This window comes from Ectobacillus polymachus, assembly GCF_048159605.1.
GTDB classification, from domain to species: Bacteria; Bacillota; Bacilli; order Bacillales; family Bacillaceae_G; genus Ectobacillus; species Ectobacillus polymachus.
The window spans coordinates 1,178,198-1,195,176 of sequence record NZ_JBLREB010000001.1 but is presented as its reverse complement, the minus strand read 5'-3'; the positions used below and the strand labels follow the sequence as shown (position 1 = coordinate 1,195,176).

At 38.6% G+C, this 16,979-nt stretch carries 19 protein-coding genes; 17 read left to right on the top strand and 2 right to left on the bottom strand.

The window, feature by feature from the left end:
* Positions 1-45 precede the first annotated feature (45 nt).
* Complete coding sequence (locus ACM5BR_RS06100; RefSeq protein ID WP_416826756.1) at positions 46-1,020, top strand: YpdA family putative bacillithiol disulfide reductase; 975 nt, start codon at positions 46-48, stop codon at positions 1,018-1,020.
* A gap of 116 nt (positions 1,021-1,136) precedes the next feature.
* Here the strand turns inward: ACM5BR_RS06100 and ACM5BR_RS06095 are convergent, their stop codons facing one another.
* Complete coding sequence (locus ACM5BR_RS06095) at positions 1,137-2,105, bottom strand: asparaginase (RefSeq protein ID WP_416826755.1); 969 nt, start codon at positions 2,103-2,105, stop codon at positions 1,137-1,139.
* 306 nt (positions 2,106-2,411) lie between these two features.
* On the opposite strand from ACM5BR_RS06095, the gene cmk reads away from it, so the two are divergent.
* From cmk to fni, 3 genes are all read left to right on the top strand, one after another.
* Positions 2,412-3,083 (top strand): (d)CMP kinase, encoded by a 672-nt coding sequence (gene cmk / locus ACM5BR_RS06090; RefSeq protein ID WP_416826754.1) that lies wholly within the window; start codon positions 2,412-2,414, stop codon positions 3,081-3,083.
* A 442-nt stretch (positions 3,084-3,525) separates the two neighbouring features.
* On the top strand, positions 3,526-4,668 hold the full coding sequence (gene rpsA, locus ACM5BR_RS06085) for a 30S ribosomal protein S1 (RefSeq protein ID WP_416826753.1): 1,143 nt from the start codon (positions 3,526-3,528) through the stop codon (positions 4,666-4,668).
* Between the two features lie 12 nt (positions 4,669-4,680).
* Positions 4,681-5,742: a type 2 isopentenyl-diphosphate Delta-isomerase gene (gene fni, locus ACM5BR_RS06080; protein WP_416826752.1), complete on the top strand. Its 1,062-nt coding sequence runs from the start codon at positions 4,681-4,683 to the stop codon at positions 5,740-5,742.
* 53 nt (positions 5,743-5,795) lie between these two features.
* Here the strand turns inward: fni and ACM5BR_RS06075 are convergent, their stop codons facing one another.
* Complete coding sequence (locus ACM5BR_RS06075) at positions 5,796-5,924, bottom strand: YpzI family protein (protein ID WP_416826751.1); 129 nt, start codon at positions 5,922-5,924, stop codon at positions 5,796-5,798.
* Positions 5,925-6,031: 107 nt separating this feature from the next.
* Here ACM5BR_RS06075 and ACM5BR_RS06070 point away from each other — a divergent pair, with 107 nt between their 5' ends.
* From ACM5BR_RS06070 to hepT, 13 genes are all read left to right on the top strand, one after another.
* On the top strand, positions 6,032-6,637 hold the full coding sequence (locus ACM5BR_RS06070; RefSeq protein WP_416826750.1) for a YphA family membrane protein: 606 nt from the start codon (positions 6,032-6,034) through the stop codon (positions 6,635-6,637).
* Positions 6,634-7,521: a YIEGIA family protein gene (locus ACM5BR_RS06065; RefSeq protein WP_416826749.1), complete on the top strand. Its 888-nt coding sequence runs from the start codon at positions 6,634-6,636 to the stop codon at positions 7,519-7,521. The genes ACM5BR_RS06070 and ACM5BR_RS06065 overlap by 4 nt, the downstream gene beginning before the upstream one ends.
* Positions 7,518-7,703 carry a capping complex subunit for YIEGIA gene (locus tag ACM5BR_RS06060; RefSeq protein ID WP_416826748.1) on the top strand — a complete coding sequence of 62 codons (186 nt, stop codon included), beginning with the start codon at positions 7,518-7,520 and terminating at the stop codon, positions 7,701-7,703. Before ACM5BR_RS06065 ends, ACM5BR_RS06060 begins: the two co-directional genes overlap by 4 nt.
* Before the next feature lie 120 nt (positions 7,704-7,823).
* On the top strand, positions 7,824-9,134 hold the full coding sequence (gene der / locus ACM5BR_RS06055; RefSeq protein ID WP_416826747.1) for a ribosome biogenesis GTPase Der: 1,311 nt from the start codon (positions 7,824-7,826) through the stop codon (positions 9,132-9,134).
* 19 nt (positions 9,135-9,153) lie between these two features.
* Positions 9,154-10,188 carry an NAD(P)H-dependent glycerol-3-phosphate dehydrogenase gene (locus ACM5BR_RS06050; RefSeq protein WP_416826746.1) on the top strand — a complete coding sequence of 345 codons (1,035 nt, stop codon included), beginning with the start codon at positions 9,154-9,156 and terminating at the stop codon, positions 10,186-10,188.
* Between the two features lie 305 nt (positions 10,189-10,493).
* On the top strand, positions 10,494-10,751 hold the full coding sequence (locus tag ACM5BR_RS06045; protein ID WP_416826745.1) for a stage VI sporulation protein F: 258 nt from the start codon (positions 10,494-10,496) through the stop codon (positions 10,749-10,751).
* A 222-nt stretch (positions 10,752-10,973) separates the two neighbouring features.
* Complete coding sequence (locus ACM5BR_RS06040; RefSeq protein WP_416826744.1) at positions 10,974-11,171, top strand: DUF2768 domain-containing protein; 198 nt, start codon at positions 10,974-10,976, stop codon at positions 11,169-11,171.
* Between the two features lie 262 nt (positions 11,172-11,433).
* Positions 11,434-12,912, top strand: coding sequence for a stage IV sporulation protein A (gene spoIVA / locus ACM5BR_RS06035; RefSeq protein ID WP_416826743.1), 1,479 nt, complete (start codon positions 11,434-11,436; stop codon positions 12,910-12,912).
* Between the two features lie 407 nt (positions 12,913-13,319).
* Positions 13,320-13,595, top strand: coding sequence for an HU family DNA-binding protein (locus tag ACM5BR_RS06030; protein ID WP_416826742.1), 276 nt, complete (start codon positions 13,320-13,322; stop codon positions 13,593-13,595).
* A 231-nt stretch (positions 13,596-13,826) separates the two neighbouring features.
* Positions 13,827-14,390: a GTP cyclohydrolase I FolE gene (folE, locus tag ACM5BR_RS06025; protein WP_416826741.1), complete on the top strand. Its 564-nt coding sequence runs from the start codon at positions 13,827-13,829 to the stop codon at positions 14,388-14,390.
* Positions 14,391-14,509: 119 nt separating this feature from the next.
* Positions 14,510-15,244: a heptaprenyl diphosphate synthase component 1 gene (locus tag ACM5BR_RS06020; RefSeq protein WP_416826740.1), complete on the top strand. Its 735-nt coding sequence runs from the start codon at positions 14,510-14,512 to the stop codon at positions 15,242-15,244.
* 35 nt (positions 15,245-15,279) lie between these two features.
* Positions 15,280-15,987 carry a demethylmenaquinone methyltransferase gene (locus ACM5BR_RS06015; protein ID WP_416826739.1) on the top strand — a complete coding sequence of 236 codons (708 nt, stop codon included), beginning with the start codon at positions 15,280-15,282 and terminating at the stop codon, positions 15,985-15,987.
* Positions 15,988-16,016: 29 nt separating this feature from the next.
* Entirely contained in the window at positions 16,017-16,979 is a 963-nt protein-coding gene (hepT, locus tag ACM5BR_RS06010) for a heptaprenyl diphosphate synthase component II (RefSeq protein WP_416826738.1), read from the top strand.

Sequence of the window (16,979 nt, the reverse complement as noted above, 5' to 3'; positions counted from 1 at the left end):
CATGTCATAATTATGGTTGGTAGAATGGTTGGGAGTGAAAGAATAATGCAAAAAGAACAAGTAATTGTTATTGGCGGAGGTCCATGTGGGTTAGCAGCAGCAATGGCAATGCAAACGATTGGTATTGATGCTTTAGTTATTGAGAAAGGGAATATTGTAAATTCTATTTATCGATATCCAACCCATCAAACGTTTTTTTCTTCGAGTGATCGATTAGAAATTGGCGGCGTTCCTTTTATTACTGAAAATCGGAAGCCTGTACGTAATCAAGCGCTAGCTTATTATCGAGAAGTCGTAAAACGTAAGCAGCTTCGCGTTCATGCATTTGAAGAAGTTCGCGCTGTGGAAAAGCAAGAAAATGGCTCCTTTTATGTTCATACAATCAAACGTGATGGACAGGCCTGCAAGTATGAAACTCGCTACGTTATTATTGCTACTGGATATTATGATCATCCAAATTATATGAATGTTCCCGGTGAGGAGTTAGAAAAGGTATTTCACTATTTTAAAGAGGCACATCCTTACTTTGACCGAGATGTTGTTGTCATTGGTGGGAAAAACTCCAGCATAGATGCAGCGCTAGAGCTAGTGAAAGCGGGGGCTCATGTTACGGTATTATATAGAGGAGATATATATTCTTCTAGTATTAAGCCATGGGTGTTACCAGAGTTCGAATCATTGGTTCGTAATGGGGTTATTCAGATGGTGTTTCAAGCAAATGTCAAGAAAATTGAAGAACATTCTGTAACTTATGTTGCCAACGATGAAGAAGTTACAATTAAGAATGATTTTGTATTTGCAATGACTGGGTATCATCCCGATCATAGCTTTATAAAGAAAATGGGTGTGGAAATCGATCCGCAAACAGGTCGCCCTCAATATAATGAAGAGACAATGGAAACGAATGTACCGGGTATATTTATTGCAGGAGTAATTGCAGCAGGAAACGATGCAAATGAAATTTTTATTGAAAATGGCAGATTTCATGGCGAGCAAATTGCTACATATATTTCTAAATAATAGTAAGTAATTTCGTATATAAAATACCGTATACAATGGGATAGGATATTCCCTTGTATACGGTATTTTTTGTGAATGTAAAGGTTTGCTAATAAATTTGGAAACCCTCTTAATCGTTAATAATGAAACATATTACGGATATCTGGAATCGATGTTGTAACTTCTAAAGCTACTAGCAGTTTTAATCTAGCTTTTTGACCGTTCAATCCATTTGTAAAGATAGCTCCAAGATCTTTTAACTGTTTTCCGCCGCCTTCATACGAATACACGTCCTGTACAATCCCATTAAAGCATCGTGATACGAGTACAATTGGAACGCCTTTATCAATCAGACGTTTTAACGATGGGATTATTGTAGGTGGAACATTTCCTTGTCCAAGTGCCTCGATGACGATTCCATCCACTTGCAAGTTTTCAATTGCTGATAGAAGGGTATCATCCATACCCGCATATGCCTTAAGTAAAACAACGTTTTTGGTAATGGCATCCACTTTATAGCACTCGTTATGCAAAAGAGCCTGATGGAACATAACTCCTCGTTTCGTTACGATGCCAATCGGTCCATATTGCGGGCTTTGAAAGGTTGCGACATTACTTGAATGTGTTTTGGTTACGTTTGTAGCACAATGAATTTCGTCGTTTAGCACGACTAAAACTCCTTTACCTTTCGCTTCGTCACTGCTTGCAACCTTTACTGCAGAGAGAAAGTTATAGAGACCATCAGAACCTAATTCATTGCTAGATCGCATAGCGCCTGTTACTACGATTGGGATATTTGCTTGTACCGTTATATTTAAAAAGTATGCTGTTTCTTCGAGTGTGTCCGTTCCGTGGGTAATGACCACACCATCAATTTGATCAACTTCTGCCCGTTTATCGATGAGTTGCTGCAAAACAAGCATTTCCTTCGGTGTCATATGAGGGGAAGGAAGATAGAATACATCTTCTACAAGTAAATGTACCTCGTCTGATTGGGGAATATATTGCAAAAGAGGATTCTGCCCCTTTTGAAGGACCACGCCTGTATCATGATCTTCTTCCATGGCAATCGTTCCACCTGTGTGTAATACTAGAATGTTTTTCAAGATTCATCGTCCTTTCCAATCAACCATACAAATATGAAGATATCACGGAAACGAGATTGGAGACAATAGAAAAAGATTGGAGAATGGGAAAGAAATACACCATGATGAATCTTGTCACTTTGAATTTTGTGGTTAATATTATGATTCGTAAATTTTTGAACTAGGATGATCGAAGGCTTTTGCATCCTGGCATAGTTGTGCTACAATAGTTTCATATTTAGAGCTAGCATGGAGAAGACATACAAAAGCAGCGCACATGCCTGCTTTTTAGTATGTCTTTTTCTACTTTACGATGGGGTGATTACGATGAAAAAAATTTCAATCGCGATTGATGGACCAGCAGCTGCAGGAAAAAGTACGGTTGCAAAAATCATAGCGAAGCAGCTATCTTATATTTACATTGATACGGGAGCGATGTATCGTACGTTAACATATGCAGCTAAGGTAAAGGGTATAAATATAAATGATGAAACAAGTGTGGTACATTTGCTGCAATCTTGTAGAATTGAATTTTTAAACAAACAAGATATTCAACACGTATTGTTAAATGGGGATGATGTAACGGAAGTGATTCGTTCACGCGAAGTGACAAATAATGTGTCCATCGTAGCGAAGCATCGCCTTGTTCGAAAAGAAATGGTATATCGTCAACAGCTTCTTGGAAGTAATGGAGGCGTAGTAATGGACGGCCGAGATATAGGTACTCACGTATTGCCAAATGCAGAGGTGAAAATTTTTCTTCTTGCCTCGGTAGATGAACGTGCAAAACGACGTCATATGGAAAATATGGAAAAGGGATTTCCGTCTAATCTAGAAGAGTTAAGAAAAGAAATAGCAAATCGAGATAAACTTGATTCTGAGCGTGAGGTGGCTCCGTTGAAAAAAGCGGATGATGCTGCTACGCTTGACACTACTTCTTTGTCTATAATGGAAGTAGTAGGAAAAATCATGGATATTATACATAGAAGAATAAAATAATAAACGAAGAAAAGCCTCCATATTCTGGAGGTTTTTCTACTGGTGAAATAGAGGGGAATTCTTGCATCTTTTCCTGCCGTAGCGCCTTTTTATGACATGAGTTTATGGTTAGATAGCGCAATTTGTAAAGAGACAATTTACTTGACAAATTCCCGGATTTATTAGAAGTTAGTAAGAGGAAGATATTTTCAAAATATTTAATGGTAAGCCATGTTTAATTCAGAAATCGATTTCTATCAATTTATGCAGAAGTAGTTGTAATAAAAACTAACTGTTATGCAGGGGTGAAGCATAGAAGGCGGTAGCTATGTCATCAAACAGGTTTTATTAATATGCTCGAACCGCACTATTGTAGGTCGTAATTCAGCATGCAAATGGAAAAAGTATTTCCATTTCGTATATACATAAAGATGATTTGCCATTTTAGTAGGGAGGTATTTCCATGGTTGAAAAGATGAATGAAGAGGTTACTGTGTTAGAAGTAGGTAGCGTTGTAACAGGACAAATTACAAAAGTAGAAGAAAAACAAGTACTTGTAGATGTTGGTTATAAATCGGAAGGTGTTATTCCTATTAGTGAATTAGCAAATGTTCACATTGAAAAAGCTAGTGATGTTGTGAAAGAAGGAGAAACGTTAGAATTAAAAGTAATCAAGTTTGAAGATGATGATCTTGTCCTTTCCAAACGTGCAGTAGATGCAGAGAAAGCATGGGAAGATTTATATAAAAAATTTGAGGCTGGCGAATCATTCGAGGTAACTGTTAAAGATATTGTGAATGGCGGCCTAGTTGTTGATCTTGGCGTACGAGGTTTCATTCCAGCGTCTTTAGTGGAAACACATTATGTAGAAGATTTTACAGATTATAAAGAAAAAACATTAGCGGTTAAAATTGTTGAACTTGATCGTGAAAAGAATCGTGTTATTCTTTCTCATAAAGCAGTTGTGGAAGCTGAAATGGAAGAAAAGAAAAAAGAAGCGATCCTTTCTTTAAAGGCTGGTAACATTGTAGAAGGTACTGTTCAACGTCTTACTGATTTCGGTGCGTTTGTAAATGTTGGCGGTGTAGATGGATTAGTCCACATTTCACAAATTTCGCATGAACGTGTAGGAAAGCCTGCTGACGTTCTTTCTGAAGGGCAATCTATTAAGGTGAAAATCCTTTCTGTTGATACTGACACAGGACGTATTTCTCTTTCTATCAAGGCTGCTCAACCAGGACCTTGGGATACAGTTGTAGAAAAAATTAAGGCTGGAGATATAGTAGAGGGTACTGTGAAACGTCTTGTAACTTTCGGTGCGTTTGTTGAAGTACTTCCATCCGTAGAGGGTCTTGTACATGTATCACAGATTTCTAGCCGTCATATTAAAAACCCAAGTGAAGTATTAGCAGTAGGACAAACTGTGACAGTAAAAGTTCTTGAGGTGAATGCGCAAGAAAAACGTATTTCCTTAAGTATCAAAGATGCAATGGAAGATAACAATGATTATGAAGAAGATTTTAGCAAATATCAATCAACTCCAGAATCAGCATCGTTCCAACTTGGCGATATTATTGGAGAACAACTAAAAAAGCTAAAAAAATAATAGGTGATAACTTTGACGAGAGCAAAGCGGAAAATTGATCACGTACAATATGCTCTCTCAACTGGCCAATCTGGAGCACAAGGCTTTCATGATATAACATTTGTTCATCAAAGCTTACCAAATATGTCGCTTGCAGATGTTTCGCTGCAAACGAAAATAGGCGAACTTTCTCTAAGTTCGCCTATTTTTATAAATGCAATGACTGGTGGCGGTGGAGAAGCAACAGAGCGTATAAATGGAGCGCTCGCTCAAGCTGCGTATGAAAAAAATATTGCAATGGCAGTCGGATCGCAAATGGCTGCGCTAAAGGATCCTTCTGAGGAACGATCCTTTAAAATTGTAAGAGAAATGAACCCAACTGGGATTGTGTTTGCAAATCTAGGAAGTGAGGCTACGACTGAACAAGCGAAACGAGCACTTGCTATGCTAGAAGGAGATGCAATTCAGATCCATCTTAATACGATTCAAGAGCTCACGATGCCAGAAGGTGATCGTGATTTTACTAATGCTTTGCGCCGAATTGAACGTATTGTCAAAGAAATCGAGGTTCCGGTTATTGTAAAGGAAGTTGGATTCGGTATGAGCAAAGAAACAGTGAAACAGTTAACGGAAATTGGGGTAGCAATCATTGATGTTGGCGGCTTTGGAGGAACGAATTTTGCTACCATTGAAAATGAACGAAGAAAACGTATGCTTTCGTATTTTAATGAATGGGGTATTCCAACAGCGGTTTCTCTAATTGAAGCTTTAAGTGTGAAAGGCGAGGCGACATTTATAGCATCTGGAGGAATGCAAACAGCATTAGAAACAATAAAGGCCCTTGCACTTGGCGCTTCGGCAGTTGCGTTTGCAGGTCATTTTCTGAAGGCTTATATGGAACATGGAATGGATGGTTTGATTCAAGAAATTGATATGATTCATGACGATTTACGATATATGATGACAGCCCTAGGTTGCAAAACCATTAAAGAATTACAATCGACACCTCTTGTTATAAGTGGTCACACTTTTCATTGGTTAACACAGCGGGGCATTGATACAACTGTATTTAGTATAAGAACACGACATAGCTAAGCTATGTCGTGTTCTTTAGGTTACATAATCCCCTCGGTACTATTCTTTGAAAATCAAGGTTTATTATTTTTTCTTGCTTGTTCTGGTGTATCTAGTCTCGTTGATCCAAGATTGGATTGATCACGGTCAGATTCTACTCTTCTTGATTCCTTCAGTTTTTTTTCTTGTCGATCTTTACCCACTTTCTCACCCCCTAGTAACAAGTGTTTCTGTTCTTTTCATTTCTATTCGTCCTATGGATTATTTCTCATACAATGTACCCATAATGGAAATGATAGGAGGTAAAGGGATGGAAGGTATGTATTTTTATGCTTTTGCTTGGCTAGGTTGGTGGTTTGCAACCTTTTTGATGAAGAAAACTTCCTTACGTTTTTATGTTGCAGCAGGTTTTCTCTTGTTTATTTCAAGTTCTGCCACCCAGATTCCTGTTGGTACGGTTCGGATATCGGGGAGTAGCGTCTATATACTAATTATTTCTTTATTTGTGATCTGTAAGTTCCCATTATGGAAAGAGGTATATCTTATATTTTGCTCAGGGTTGGTTGCTATGGTTTTTGCAACGATGCAGCTCATGGACTTATATGACCCTATTTGGTTTGTGAAAGGGTATATTTGGATTTGTAGTAGCTGCGTTGCCCTGCTGCTTATTATTGCAGTACGAGGGTATGTAGAAAAGCTTATTGTTCTTAGTGTAGGGGTTATGCAAGGCGAAGCGATTCTTGTAATTGTATTTCGAAAATTACAATTTTTCACCGGAATTGGAGAGCTTGCAGCTCTCGATATCGTGATGTGTACATTTGTTCTCATTAGCTTTAGCACTGTAGTAGGGAAAAGTAGATTCTTCCTACATCCATTTAAGCAAAAACACGTTAGGGAGGGAAATGGGAGCCTATGAATCCATATACATACCCAATATTAGTTGGAGTTGCAACCGGTATGATGACGAGAATCATTCTGCTTCGCACGGATTCACGGCAATATCCAACGAGGCTTCATGGGAAGATTGTTCATCTTGCAATGGGTTTTATTGCTGCCCTACTTGGAGCAGTGGCGATTCCTGCAATTATGAGTAAAGATTTTTCAGCTATTACATTTCTGACACTTGCAGCATCACAGTTTCGAGATGTTCGCAATATGGAACGAAATACATTACAATCCCTTGACAATTATGAGCTTGTACCACGTGGACAGACGTATATCGAAGGGATTGCGTTAGTCTTTGAAAGCCGTAATTATTTGGCAATCTTTACAGCTCTAATCACCACTCTTGCGTATTTAGCTGTTAATTCGATTTATGTAGGTTTATTGTGCGCGGTAGTAAGCTTGTTTCTAGCAAAGCGTTTAATGGCTGGTAAACGGCTCAGCGATCTCGCAACGATTGAGCATGTGCCTATACGTTTTGACGGGGCTGGTTTATATATCGATACAATTTATATAATGAATATTGGTTTACCAGCAAGACAGAAAGATATTTTACAGTATGGAATGGGATTCCTACTAATCCCTAAATCCGCAGATGCAAGGATTACCCTTGCAAATTTAGGGCAAAGACAAGCGATTTTACATGATGTTTCGGTTGGCTTAGGTGTGGTTCGAGATTCAGGAACACCGGCGCTTGTGCCGCTTGCAAAGCTAGATCTTAATGACGGAAGGGTGGGTGTATTCGTTCTTCCGCAAGAACGCAATATAGATAAGGCTTTGTCAGTTATCAAAAATGTACCAACCCTTGAAAATGCGATTCGAATGTCTTCTAAAGCAGGGAAAGGGGAGAAGGAATGAATATTCAAAATTATATTTTAGCGGTAATTACTACCGATCCCCGGAAGTTTGCAGGGGGTGCGCCTTTTTTTACCTGTTCTACGGTTGATGAAATGGAATTTGTGGCTTCCAATTTAGAGGCAATATTAGATGGAATTGCCCATCGGTTACAAGAGGATGTATATATTATTGTGAAACATTGATAAGTTATGATATAATCAACTTGTTTTGATGTAAACAAACCGTGATCAATCGTCAATCCCTTCTTGATGAAAAGAAGGGTTTTTTTACATAGCATAGTAGATGAAAGGATGAACAAACATATGCCAAAGCCTGTAGTTGCGATCGTAGGCCGTCCAAATGTCGGGAAATCTACGATTTTTAATAGAATAGTGGGAGAACGTGTCTCTATTGTTGAAGATATTCCTGGAGTAACACGAGATCGAATATATAGTTCGGGAGAATGGCTCACCTCTGAATTTAATATTATTGATACAGGTGGGATCGATATTGGTGATGCTCCATTTCTAACCCAAATACGTCAGCAAGCGGAAATTGCCATTGATGAAGCAGATGTCATTATCTTTATGACAAATGGACGTGATGGGATTACGGCTGCTGATGAGGAAGTAGCGAAAATTTTATACAAATCCAAGAAACCAGTCGTACTAGCTGTAAACAAAATTGATAATCCTGAAATGCGAGAGGATATTTATGATTTTTATGCATTAGGTTTTGGTGAACCGTTCCCAATATCTGGATCACATGGTCTTGGCCTTGGAGATTTACTTGATGAGGTAGCAAAGAATTTTCCAGATGATAATGGGGATTTGTATGATGAAGATACGATAAAATTTTGTCTGATCGGTCGTCCAAATGTTGGAAAGTCCTCGATGGTTAATGCATTACTTGGGGAAGAACGCGTCATTGTGAGCAATATTGCTGGAACGACTCGTGATGCAATTGACACACCTTATAAGAAGGATGGAAAAGATTACGTAATTATTGACACAGCTGGTATGCGTAAAAGAGGTAAGGTGTATGAAAGTACAGAAAAGTATAGTGTGCTTCGTGCACTTCGCGCTATTGAACGTGCTGATGTTGTTCTCGTCGTATTAGATGGGGAAGAGGGAATAATTGAACAGGATAAAAAAATAGCAGGCTACGCACATGAATCAGGAAAAGCAGTTATTATTGTTGTAAACAAATGGGATGCAGTTGAAAAAGATGAGAAAACCATGAAGGAATTTGAAGAAAAAATACGTGCCCATTTCTTGTTTTTAGATTATGCACCAATTGTATTTTTATCAGCAAAAACGAAAAAACGTATTCATACACTATTGCCAATGATTAATGTTGCGAGCGAAAATCAAATGATACGTGTTCAAACGAACGTGTTAAACGATGTTATTATGGATGCTGTTGCAACCAACCCTACACCAACTCATAACGGAAAACGATTAAAGATATTTTACGTTTCACAGGTTGCAGTCAAGCCGCCAACGTTTGTTGTTTTCGTAAATGATACAGAGTTACTGCATTTCTCTTATGAACGATTCCTTGAAAATCGTATTCGAGATGCATTTGGATTTATCGGAACACCTATAAAAATTATTGGAAGAACGCGCAGCTAAGAGGAGGGTGTGAAGAGCTATGGCGAAAATAGCAGTTATTGGAGCAGGTAGCTGGGGAACAGCATTATCAATTGTGCTTGCGGATAATGGTCATGAAGTACGTCTTTGGGGAAATCGAAAGGAACAAATCGAAGAACTGAATACGACACACACAAATAAACGTTATCTACCTGAAGTTGTGATTCCTTCAAGTATTGTTGGGTATCACTCTTTACAAGAAGCTACTGATGGTGTAGAACATATTCTTCTTGTAGTACCGACAAAGGCTATACGAGAAGTATTGCAACAGGTTAAAGATGTTCTTTCGCACTCTATTACAATTATTCATGCTAGTAAGGGAATTGAACCAGACACATCAAAGCGCATTTCAGAAATGATAGAAGAGGAGCTCCCTGCCAATCTTCTAAGAGATATTATTGTATTGTCTGGTCCAAGTCACGCCGAGGAAGTGGCGCTTCGATATCCAACGACTATTACCGCTGCTTCTAAAAATATACAAGCTGCTGAAGCAGTGCAAGATTTATTTATGAATCATTATTTTCGTGTATATACGAATCCTGATATTATTGGAGTGGAGCTGGGCGGGGCGTTAAAAAATATTATTGCTCTTGCTGCAGGCTTGACCGATGGGATGGGATTTGGTGACAATGCCAAAGCGGCTCTTATGACACGCGGGTTAACTGAAATTGCTCGTCTAGGTCGTAAAATGGGGGCAAACCCATTAACCTTTGCAGGACTAACTGGGATGGGCGATTTGATCGTTACCTGTACAAGTGTTCATAGTCGAAATTGGCGAGCGGGTAATATGCTAGGTAAAGGTCACTCGCTGGATGAAGTATTAGAGAGTATGGGAATGGTTGTAGAGGGTGTTCGAACTACTAAAGCTGCGCATCAACTTGCTCAGAAGATGAATGTAGAAATGCCGATAACATCAGAATTATATGAAGTACTATTTCATAATAAGGATGTAAAGGAAGCTGTTCATTCTTTAATGGGACGTGTTCGTAAGCACGAAATGGAAGCTATTCCGAAACTGTCATTTCCGTTAGATTAATGGTATGAATTCATACAAAAAAGGAGAGGGTTCCCTCTCCTTTTTTTTCATGATAAGAAAGTATAAAAGTTTTGACCTAAAGAATTGTCCAGCTCCAGTGCCTAGCCCCTCGAGGTCAAATAACCTAGGGCCATATGAAGTCAAAGAACGACTTCCCAGGCCTGCGAACATTTGCTTGTCGGGGCTGACCAAGGCGCTTGCGCTTTACTTGTCATACTTGTTAAAAAGAGCTATGAAATGTGATATTCACCCATTCCTCGAAACTGCATACGATGAAGTGTAGATGAAGAGGGAGGGTGGAATGAATGAGTTCCAATAATAATTTTTTCGATAATGTAGAAAAGAACACAAAGGTAAACAAAGAGGATATTTTTAAATTGGCTGCTTCCGTACAGAATTCTAACCTAAAGGATGAACAAGTGTTACGTCAGCTCGTACAACAGGTGGGAGTATTAGCAGGCCGTACTGTGACGAAGGAAAAAGAAGATCAAATTGTGAAAGCAATTATGAATAATAATCTACCAACGGATTTAAATGCATTAGGCAATATGTTTAAAAAATAGAACGTGAGATAAGTAGTTAGAAACAATAGCATACCAAGGAGCATATGATACTACGAACGAAGCAACCTAAGAGCTAAATAAGGGAACCTGGTCAACCGAAGCGAAGAGCCCCCAGTTCGTTTCGGTTTATCTCGTTGCGTGAAAAAAGATTGAATTATACGAGAGAAAAAGGTAAAATTTTCTAAATGTACATATAAGTATTTCGGAATGGGGTGGGTATGTATGTCCGTTTCTCTTCTGAAAATGTGGTTTTCCCTATCTTCCATCGCCGGCATGAGCATTGCAGCCTTTCTTATTTTATTTAGCAGATACAGGCTAGAAAACAAATGGTGGAAAGGTATCACAGTTTTTTTTGCTTATTCTATTTTGATCGTAGCAGGCTTACTTATGGTCGTAGTTTTGTTAAGCGGTCCATCGTAAGAGTAATGATGTTGAATGTAACGTTTCCCTGTATGTTTTGTGATTTTGTTCTAAAATGAGGATCAATATTTTTCATTCAATAAGGTATGAACCCTTCTGTTTTCGAATAAGTTCTAAAAGAAGGGTTTTTGTTTTTCTATCGAATGAGAAGAAAAACTATTTTATTAAACTTGTCATAATGAAGTAGGACAAAATCATATGTATGTAATGTCCTAACATGAACAAAATCACATTCCCAACAACTCTTAGGGAGGGGACATACTTGGAAAAGATTGATGTATTTAAGGATATTGCTGAACGTACTGGCGGTGATATCTATCTTGGAGTAGTCGGTGCAGTTCGAACAGGAAAATCAACGTTTATTAAAAAGTTTATGGAGCTTGTTGTTATTCCGAATATCGAAAATGAAGGGGATCGGCAACGCGCGCAAGATGAACTTCCGCAGAGTGCAGCAGGAAGAACAATTATGACTACAGAACCGAAATTTGTTCCGAACCAAGCTGTCTCCGTCCATGTAGAGGAAGGGCTTGATGTGAACATACGGCTTGTAGATTGCGTAGGGTATACAGTTCCTGGAGCAAAAGGGTATGAAGACGAAAACGGTCCTCGCATGATTACTACTCCGTGGTATGAAGAACCAATTCCATTCCACGAAGCTGCAGAAATTGGTACGAGAAAAGTAATACAAGAGCACTCTACCATAGGAGTGGTTGTGACTACAGATGGAACGATTGGGGAAATTCCACGTCGTGACTATGTTGACGCAGAAGCACGTGTAGTAAATGAACTTAAAGAAGTTGGAAAACCATTTATTATGGTTATTAACACCGTACAGCCGCATCATCCTGACACAGAGGTGCTTCGCCAAAGCTTAGTAGAACAATACGATATACCGGTTCTAGCAATGAGTGTCGAAGGAATGCGAGAGAATGATGTCCATAGTGTGCTTCGTGAAGCTCTTTATGAGTTCCCTGTTCTCGAAGTGAACGTGAATCTTCCTAGTTGGGTAATGGTGCTAAATGAAAGTCACTGGCTTCGCGAGAGCTACCAAGAAGCAGTGCAAGAGACAGTGAAGGATATTAAGCGTCTACGAGATGTTGACCGCGTAGTGTGGCAATTTAGCCAATATGAATTTATTGATCGTGCAAGTTTAGCTGGCATTGATATGGGGCAAGGGGTAGCAGAAATTGATTTATATGCGCCGGATGATTTATATGATCAAATTTTAAAAGAAGTGGTAGGAGTTGAGATTCGCGGTAAGGATCATCTATTAAAGCTTATGCTTGATTTCGCCCATGCGAAAGTAGAATACGACCAAGTAGCAGATGCTTTAAGGATGGTAAAACAGACGGGGTATGGAATTGCAGCACCTGCATTAGTAGATATGAGCTTAGATGAACCTGAAATCATACGCCATGGCTCAAGATTTGGTGTAAAGTTAAAGGCAGTTGCACCTTCTATTCATATGATTAAAGTGGATGTTGAGTCTACATTTGAACCGATTATTGGAACGGAGAAGCAAAGTGAAGAGCTCGTTCGATACTTAATGCAGGATTTTGAAGATGATCCGCTATCCATTTGGAACTCTGATATTTTTGGTCGATCCCTTAGCTCTATCGTTCGCGAAGGAATTCAAGCTAAACTTTCACTAATGCCTGAAAATGCTCGCTATAAGTTGAAGGAAACGCTAGAACGTATTATTAATGAAGGTTCCGGCGGACTCATTGCTATTATCTTATAAAATGGAAAAGACCTCTTGCAGGAGGTCTTTTTTCTTTTTACCTAAAAAAAGGAATAGAAATGAGTTATCCCGCTTTAACGGGCAGTAACACCCCTACTTCAAGGATTAGAGAAATCAAAAAAGGCTAAGTGGGGGATAACTGCCCGTAAAAGTCCGAATTGAGCGGGCTAACCCTCGGTGGGGGATGAGAAAAACCCCCTCCGAGGGAAATTTCACTTTATTTTAGGCAATCCTTGGTAACATTTTCTTTAAAATTATTGAATTCTCAAGGAGAATCGTATAATATAAGCCTTGATAATGAATTATCTATAACTTTGTAGTATAGAAATTGCAAAAAATGCCTACAAAAGAAGATAAGACTAACTTTATTAAGTATATAGTGGTCCCTTTGGGAGGAGGTGAATGGCATGAATAAGACTGATTTAATTAACGCAGTTGCAGAAGCAAGTGAACTTTCTAAGAAAGATGCAACGAAAGCGGTTGAAGCGGTTTTTGATTCTATTCTAGAATCATTGAAAAGCGGTGACAAAGTGCAATTAATCGGATTTGGTAATTTTGAAGTTCGTGAACGTGCTGCTCGCAAAGGACGTAATCCTCAAACTGGGGAAGAAATCGAAATTGCTGCTAGCAAGGTTCCTGCATTTAAACCAGGTAAAGCACTTAAAGACGCTGTGCAACAATAAAGTGTATACTGGGAACTTACCCAATACATATGGAGCTTTCAAGTCGAAAGATTTCCTTGAGCACTGTGATATAGAAGCTCTTCTATTGAAGAGCTTTTTCTTATGTAAAAAAATACTTAGAATAAAGATTTGATTCCTATTTTGAATCCAGTTTTTTGCTTTTGAAATCATACATATGCTAGAATGTGTTCATACGAAAAAAGGTTTGATTGTTTAGGAGGACTACAGCGGATGGCAAATGTAAATCTAGAACAAATAGAGCATGCGGTACGGCTTATCTTAGAAGCAATTGGCGATGATCCAAACCGTGAAGGTGTTCTTGAAACACCGAAACGTGTAGCAAAAATGTATGCAGAAGTTTTTTCCGGAATGCATGAAGATCCGAAAGAACATTTACATAAAGTATTTGGGGAAAATCACGAAGAACTTGTTTTGGTCAAAGACATACCATTTTTCAGTATGTGTGAGCATCATCTTGTTCCATTTTATGGGGTTGCTCATGTTGCATACATACCAAGGGGCGGTAAAGTAACAGGCTTAAGTAAGCTAGCTCGTACGGTGGATACCATTGCACGTCGACCACAATTACAAGAACGGATTACTTCTACAGTTGCCGATAGCATTATGGAAGTATTAGATCCACATGGTGTCATGGTTGTCCTAGAAGCAGAACATATGTGCATGACGATGCGCGGTATAAAAAAACCAGGGGCGAAGACCGTTACTTCTGCAGTTCGTGGAGTGCTGCAAACCGATGCAACTGCACGTCAAGAAGTATTATCGCTTATTAAGTAGAAACTACCTATAGGAAAGCAGGAGCCTGCTTTTCTTTTTTTGTAAGAACAGTTCGTATATGTGTTATAATAGGTCGTACGTATTGCGTATGGATTTCGGGAGGACAAGGGTGATTTAGTGTGTATAACGACAACTATGGCTTTGCTACGGTAAAGGAAAGCCTGCTGAAGAGATTACAGCATCCTTTTTTGATGCGTTATATCGACACGCCGGTGATTGATGAAGATAAGCTGTTTATTTTATATTCTATTTTAAATCGTACAAATTTACATATAGAAAAAAAGCAGCGATATGCTCTAACAATTATGCTTGTACAAGTCGCGCTTGATACACATGAAAAGGTTTCGGATAAAAGTGATGTAGAAGCGACAGATTTATTAAAAAGACGGCAGCTAACTGCACTTGCAGGTGACTATTATAGCGGTCTGTATTACTTTTTGTTAGCACAGCAGCATGATATTCGTTTAATTCGTATACTGGCTAAAGGTATTAAAGAAATTAATGAACAAAAAATTCGCCTTCACCAACGGCTGAATTTCTCTGCAGAAGATGTAGTACGAAGCATAGAAATAATTGAATCTGCCCTTATACAGAAAACATGTAGTTATTTTGCTATTGCGAATTTTGATCAATTTGCTTCGAATTTTTTAGCAAGACAGCGTATAAAAAGAGAGTTTTCTTTATATAGGAGTATGGAACGTTCTGTTGTATTTTCCGCATGGGGAAAATTCTTCACTCCTAACAAGATGGAAGCATATTATCAAACCTACATACAACAGTCAGAGCAACAATTGAATAAATTGGCTGCTTCAAATGAACATATAGCAGATCTATCTAAGCTAATGACAACATAATGCATATCATTCAGATTGAAAGAAGGGTAGATTACATGCAACAATCCAAGGAAGAAAGAGTTCATGATGTTTTCGAAAAAATATACAAGCGATACGATGTTATGAATTCTGTTATTAGTTTTCAACGCCATAAAGCATGGCGAAAGGAAACAATGAAAAAAATGAATGTACAAAAGGGTGATAAAGCTTTAGATGTTTGCTGTGGTACCTGTGATTGGACGATATCACTTGCGGATGCAGTAGGAAAAGAAGGTCAAGTATACGGACTTGATTTCAGTAAAAATATGTTATCAGTTGGTGATGAAAAAATTCGTGCGCTGCAGCTTGATCAAGTAAAGCTGATTCACGGCAATGCCATGGAACTGCCGTTTGAAGATAATACATTTGATTACGTGACCATTGGGTTTGGACTTCGTAACGTGCCCGATTATATGCAAGTTCTAAGGGAAATGAAGAGAGTTGTTAAACCAGGCGGAAAAGTTGTTTGCCTCGAAACGTCACAGCCAACAACGATTGGAATTAGACAATTGTATATTTTGTATTTTCGTTATATTATGCCGTTGTTTGGAAAACTATTTGCAAGAAGCTTTAATGAATATTCCTGGCTTCAAGAATCAGCCAGTACATTTCCAGGTATGAAGGAACTTGCTACTATGTTTAAGCAAGCGGGATTAGAAAAAGTTGAAGTTAAACCGTTTACGTTTGGGGTAGCAGCAATGCATTTAGGATATAAACCAAATTGATTATTAGAATCTAAGTTAAGGTGAAAGATATGAAGCTACAAGTTATGTACTCCTTTTTACGATCGGATATTGAAAAAATTGAACAAGAGATGCAAGCTGTCGTGTCTTCAGATCAGCACATGCTTCAGGATGCGGCATTGCAGTTAATTCGGGCAGGTGGAAAACGCATACGGCCTGTTTTTGTTTTACTTTCTGGCAAATTTGGCACGTACAAGCTAGATACGATAAAGTACGTTGCTGTAGCTCTCGAACTCATTCATATGGCATCTCTTATTCATGATGATGTTATTGATGCTGCTCTTCTAAGAAGAGGAAGTGCCACGGTAAATGCCAAATGGGGCGATCGTGTTGCCATGTATACAGGAGACTATTTATTTGCAAAGTCACTTGAATGCATGACTAATATTGAAACGCCAGAAGCGCATATAGCACTTTCGAAAACCATTGTGGAAGTTTGTGTAGGAGAAATTGATCAAATACGAGATAAATACGATTATAATCAAAATTTACGTATTTATTTACGACGGATTAAGCGAAAGACAGCGTTGCTTATTGCTGCAAGTTGTCAGCTTGGGGCAATTGCTTCGGGAGCAAGTCGTGATATTGTGAATCGGTTGTATTGGTTTGGATACTTTGTTGGCATGTCTTATCAAATCATTGATGACATTTTGGACTTTGTTTCAACAGAGGAAGATTTAGGTAAGCCAGCTGGTGGTGATTTATTACAGGGGAATGTTACGCTCCCAGCTCTAATCGCGATGCAGGATGAATCACTTCGAGAAAAAATTGTACAGGTTCATGAAGGTATGAGCAAAGAAGAAATGAATAAAATTATTGAGCTCATTAAAGAAAGTGATGCGATTGAAAAGTCCTTTGCTTTTAGTGAACGGTATTTGAAAAAAGCCTTGCAAGTTATTCGGCCACTCCCAAAAAGCCAAGCGAAATCAGCATTGCAAAATGTTGCAAAATATATTGGGAAACGGAAATTTTAG

What these genes read in the sequence shown, in the direction of transcription:
- cmk (WP_416826754.1), top strand. Translation starts at nt 2,412, where the DNA reads ATGAAAAAAATTTCAATCGCGATTGATGGACCAGCAGCTGCAGGAAAA.
- ACM5BR_RS06040 (WP_416826744.1), top strand. Translation starts at nt 10,974, where the DNA reads ATGTCCGTTTCTCTTCTGAAAATGTGGTTTTCCCTATCTTCCATCGCC.
- ACM5BR_RS06015 (WP_416826739.1), top strand. Translation starts at nt 15,280, where the DNA reads ATGCAACAATCCAAGGAAGAAAGAGTTCATGATGTTTTCGAAAAAATA.
- ACM5BR_RS06050 (WP_416826746.1), top strand. Translation starts at nt 9,154, where the DNA reads ATGGCGAAAATAGCAGTTATTGGAGCAGGTAGCTGGGGAACAGCATTA.
- ACM5BR_RS06060 (WP_416826748.1), top strand. Translation starts at nt 7,518, where the DNA reads ATGAATATTCAAAATTATATTTTAGCGGTAATTACTACCGATCCCCGG.
- hepT (WP_416826738.1), top strand. Translation starts at nt 16,017, where the DNA reads ATGAAGCTACAAGTTATGTACTCCTTTTTACGATCGGATATTGAAAAA.
- ACM5BR_RS06065 (WP_416826749.1), top strand. Translation starts at nt 6,634, where the DNA reads ATGAATCCATATACATACCCAATATTAGTTGGAGTTGCAACCGGTATG.
- ACM5BR_RS06100 (WP_416826756.1), top strand. Translation starts at nt 46, where the DNA reads ATGCAAAAAGAACAAGTAATTGTTATTGGCGGAGGTCCATGTGGGTTA.
- der (WP_416826747.1), top strand. Translation starts at nt 7,824, where the DNA reads ATGCCAAAGCCTGTAGTTGCGATCGTAGGCCGTCCAAATGTCGGGAAA.
- ACM5BR_RS06045 (WP_416826745.1), top strand. Translation starts at nt 10,494, where the DNA reads ATGAGTTCCAATAATAATTTTTTCGATAATGTAGAAAAGAACACAAAG.
- folE (WP_416826741.1), top strand. Translation starts at nt 13,827, where the DNA reads ATGGCAAATGTAAATCTAGAACAAATAGAGCATGCGGTACGGCTTATC.
- rpsA (WP_416826753.1), top strand. Translation starts at nt 3,526, where the DNA reads ATGGTTGAAAAGATGAATGAAGAGGTTACTGTGTTAGAAGTAGGTAGC.
- ACM5BR_RS06030 (WP_416826742.1), top strand. Translation starts at nt 13,320, where the DNA reads ATGAATAAGACTGATTTAATTAACGCAGTTGCAGAAGCAAGTGAACTT.
- ACM5BR_RS06070 (WP_416826750.1), top strand. Translation starts at nt 6,032, where the DNA reads ATGGAAGGTATGTATTTTTATGCTTTTGCTTGGCTAGGTTGGTGGTTT.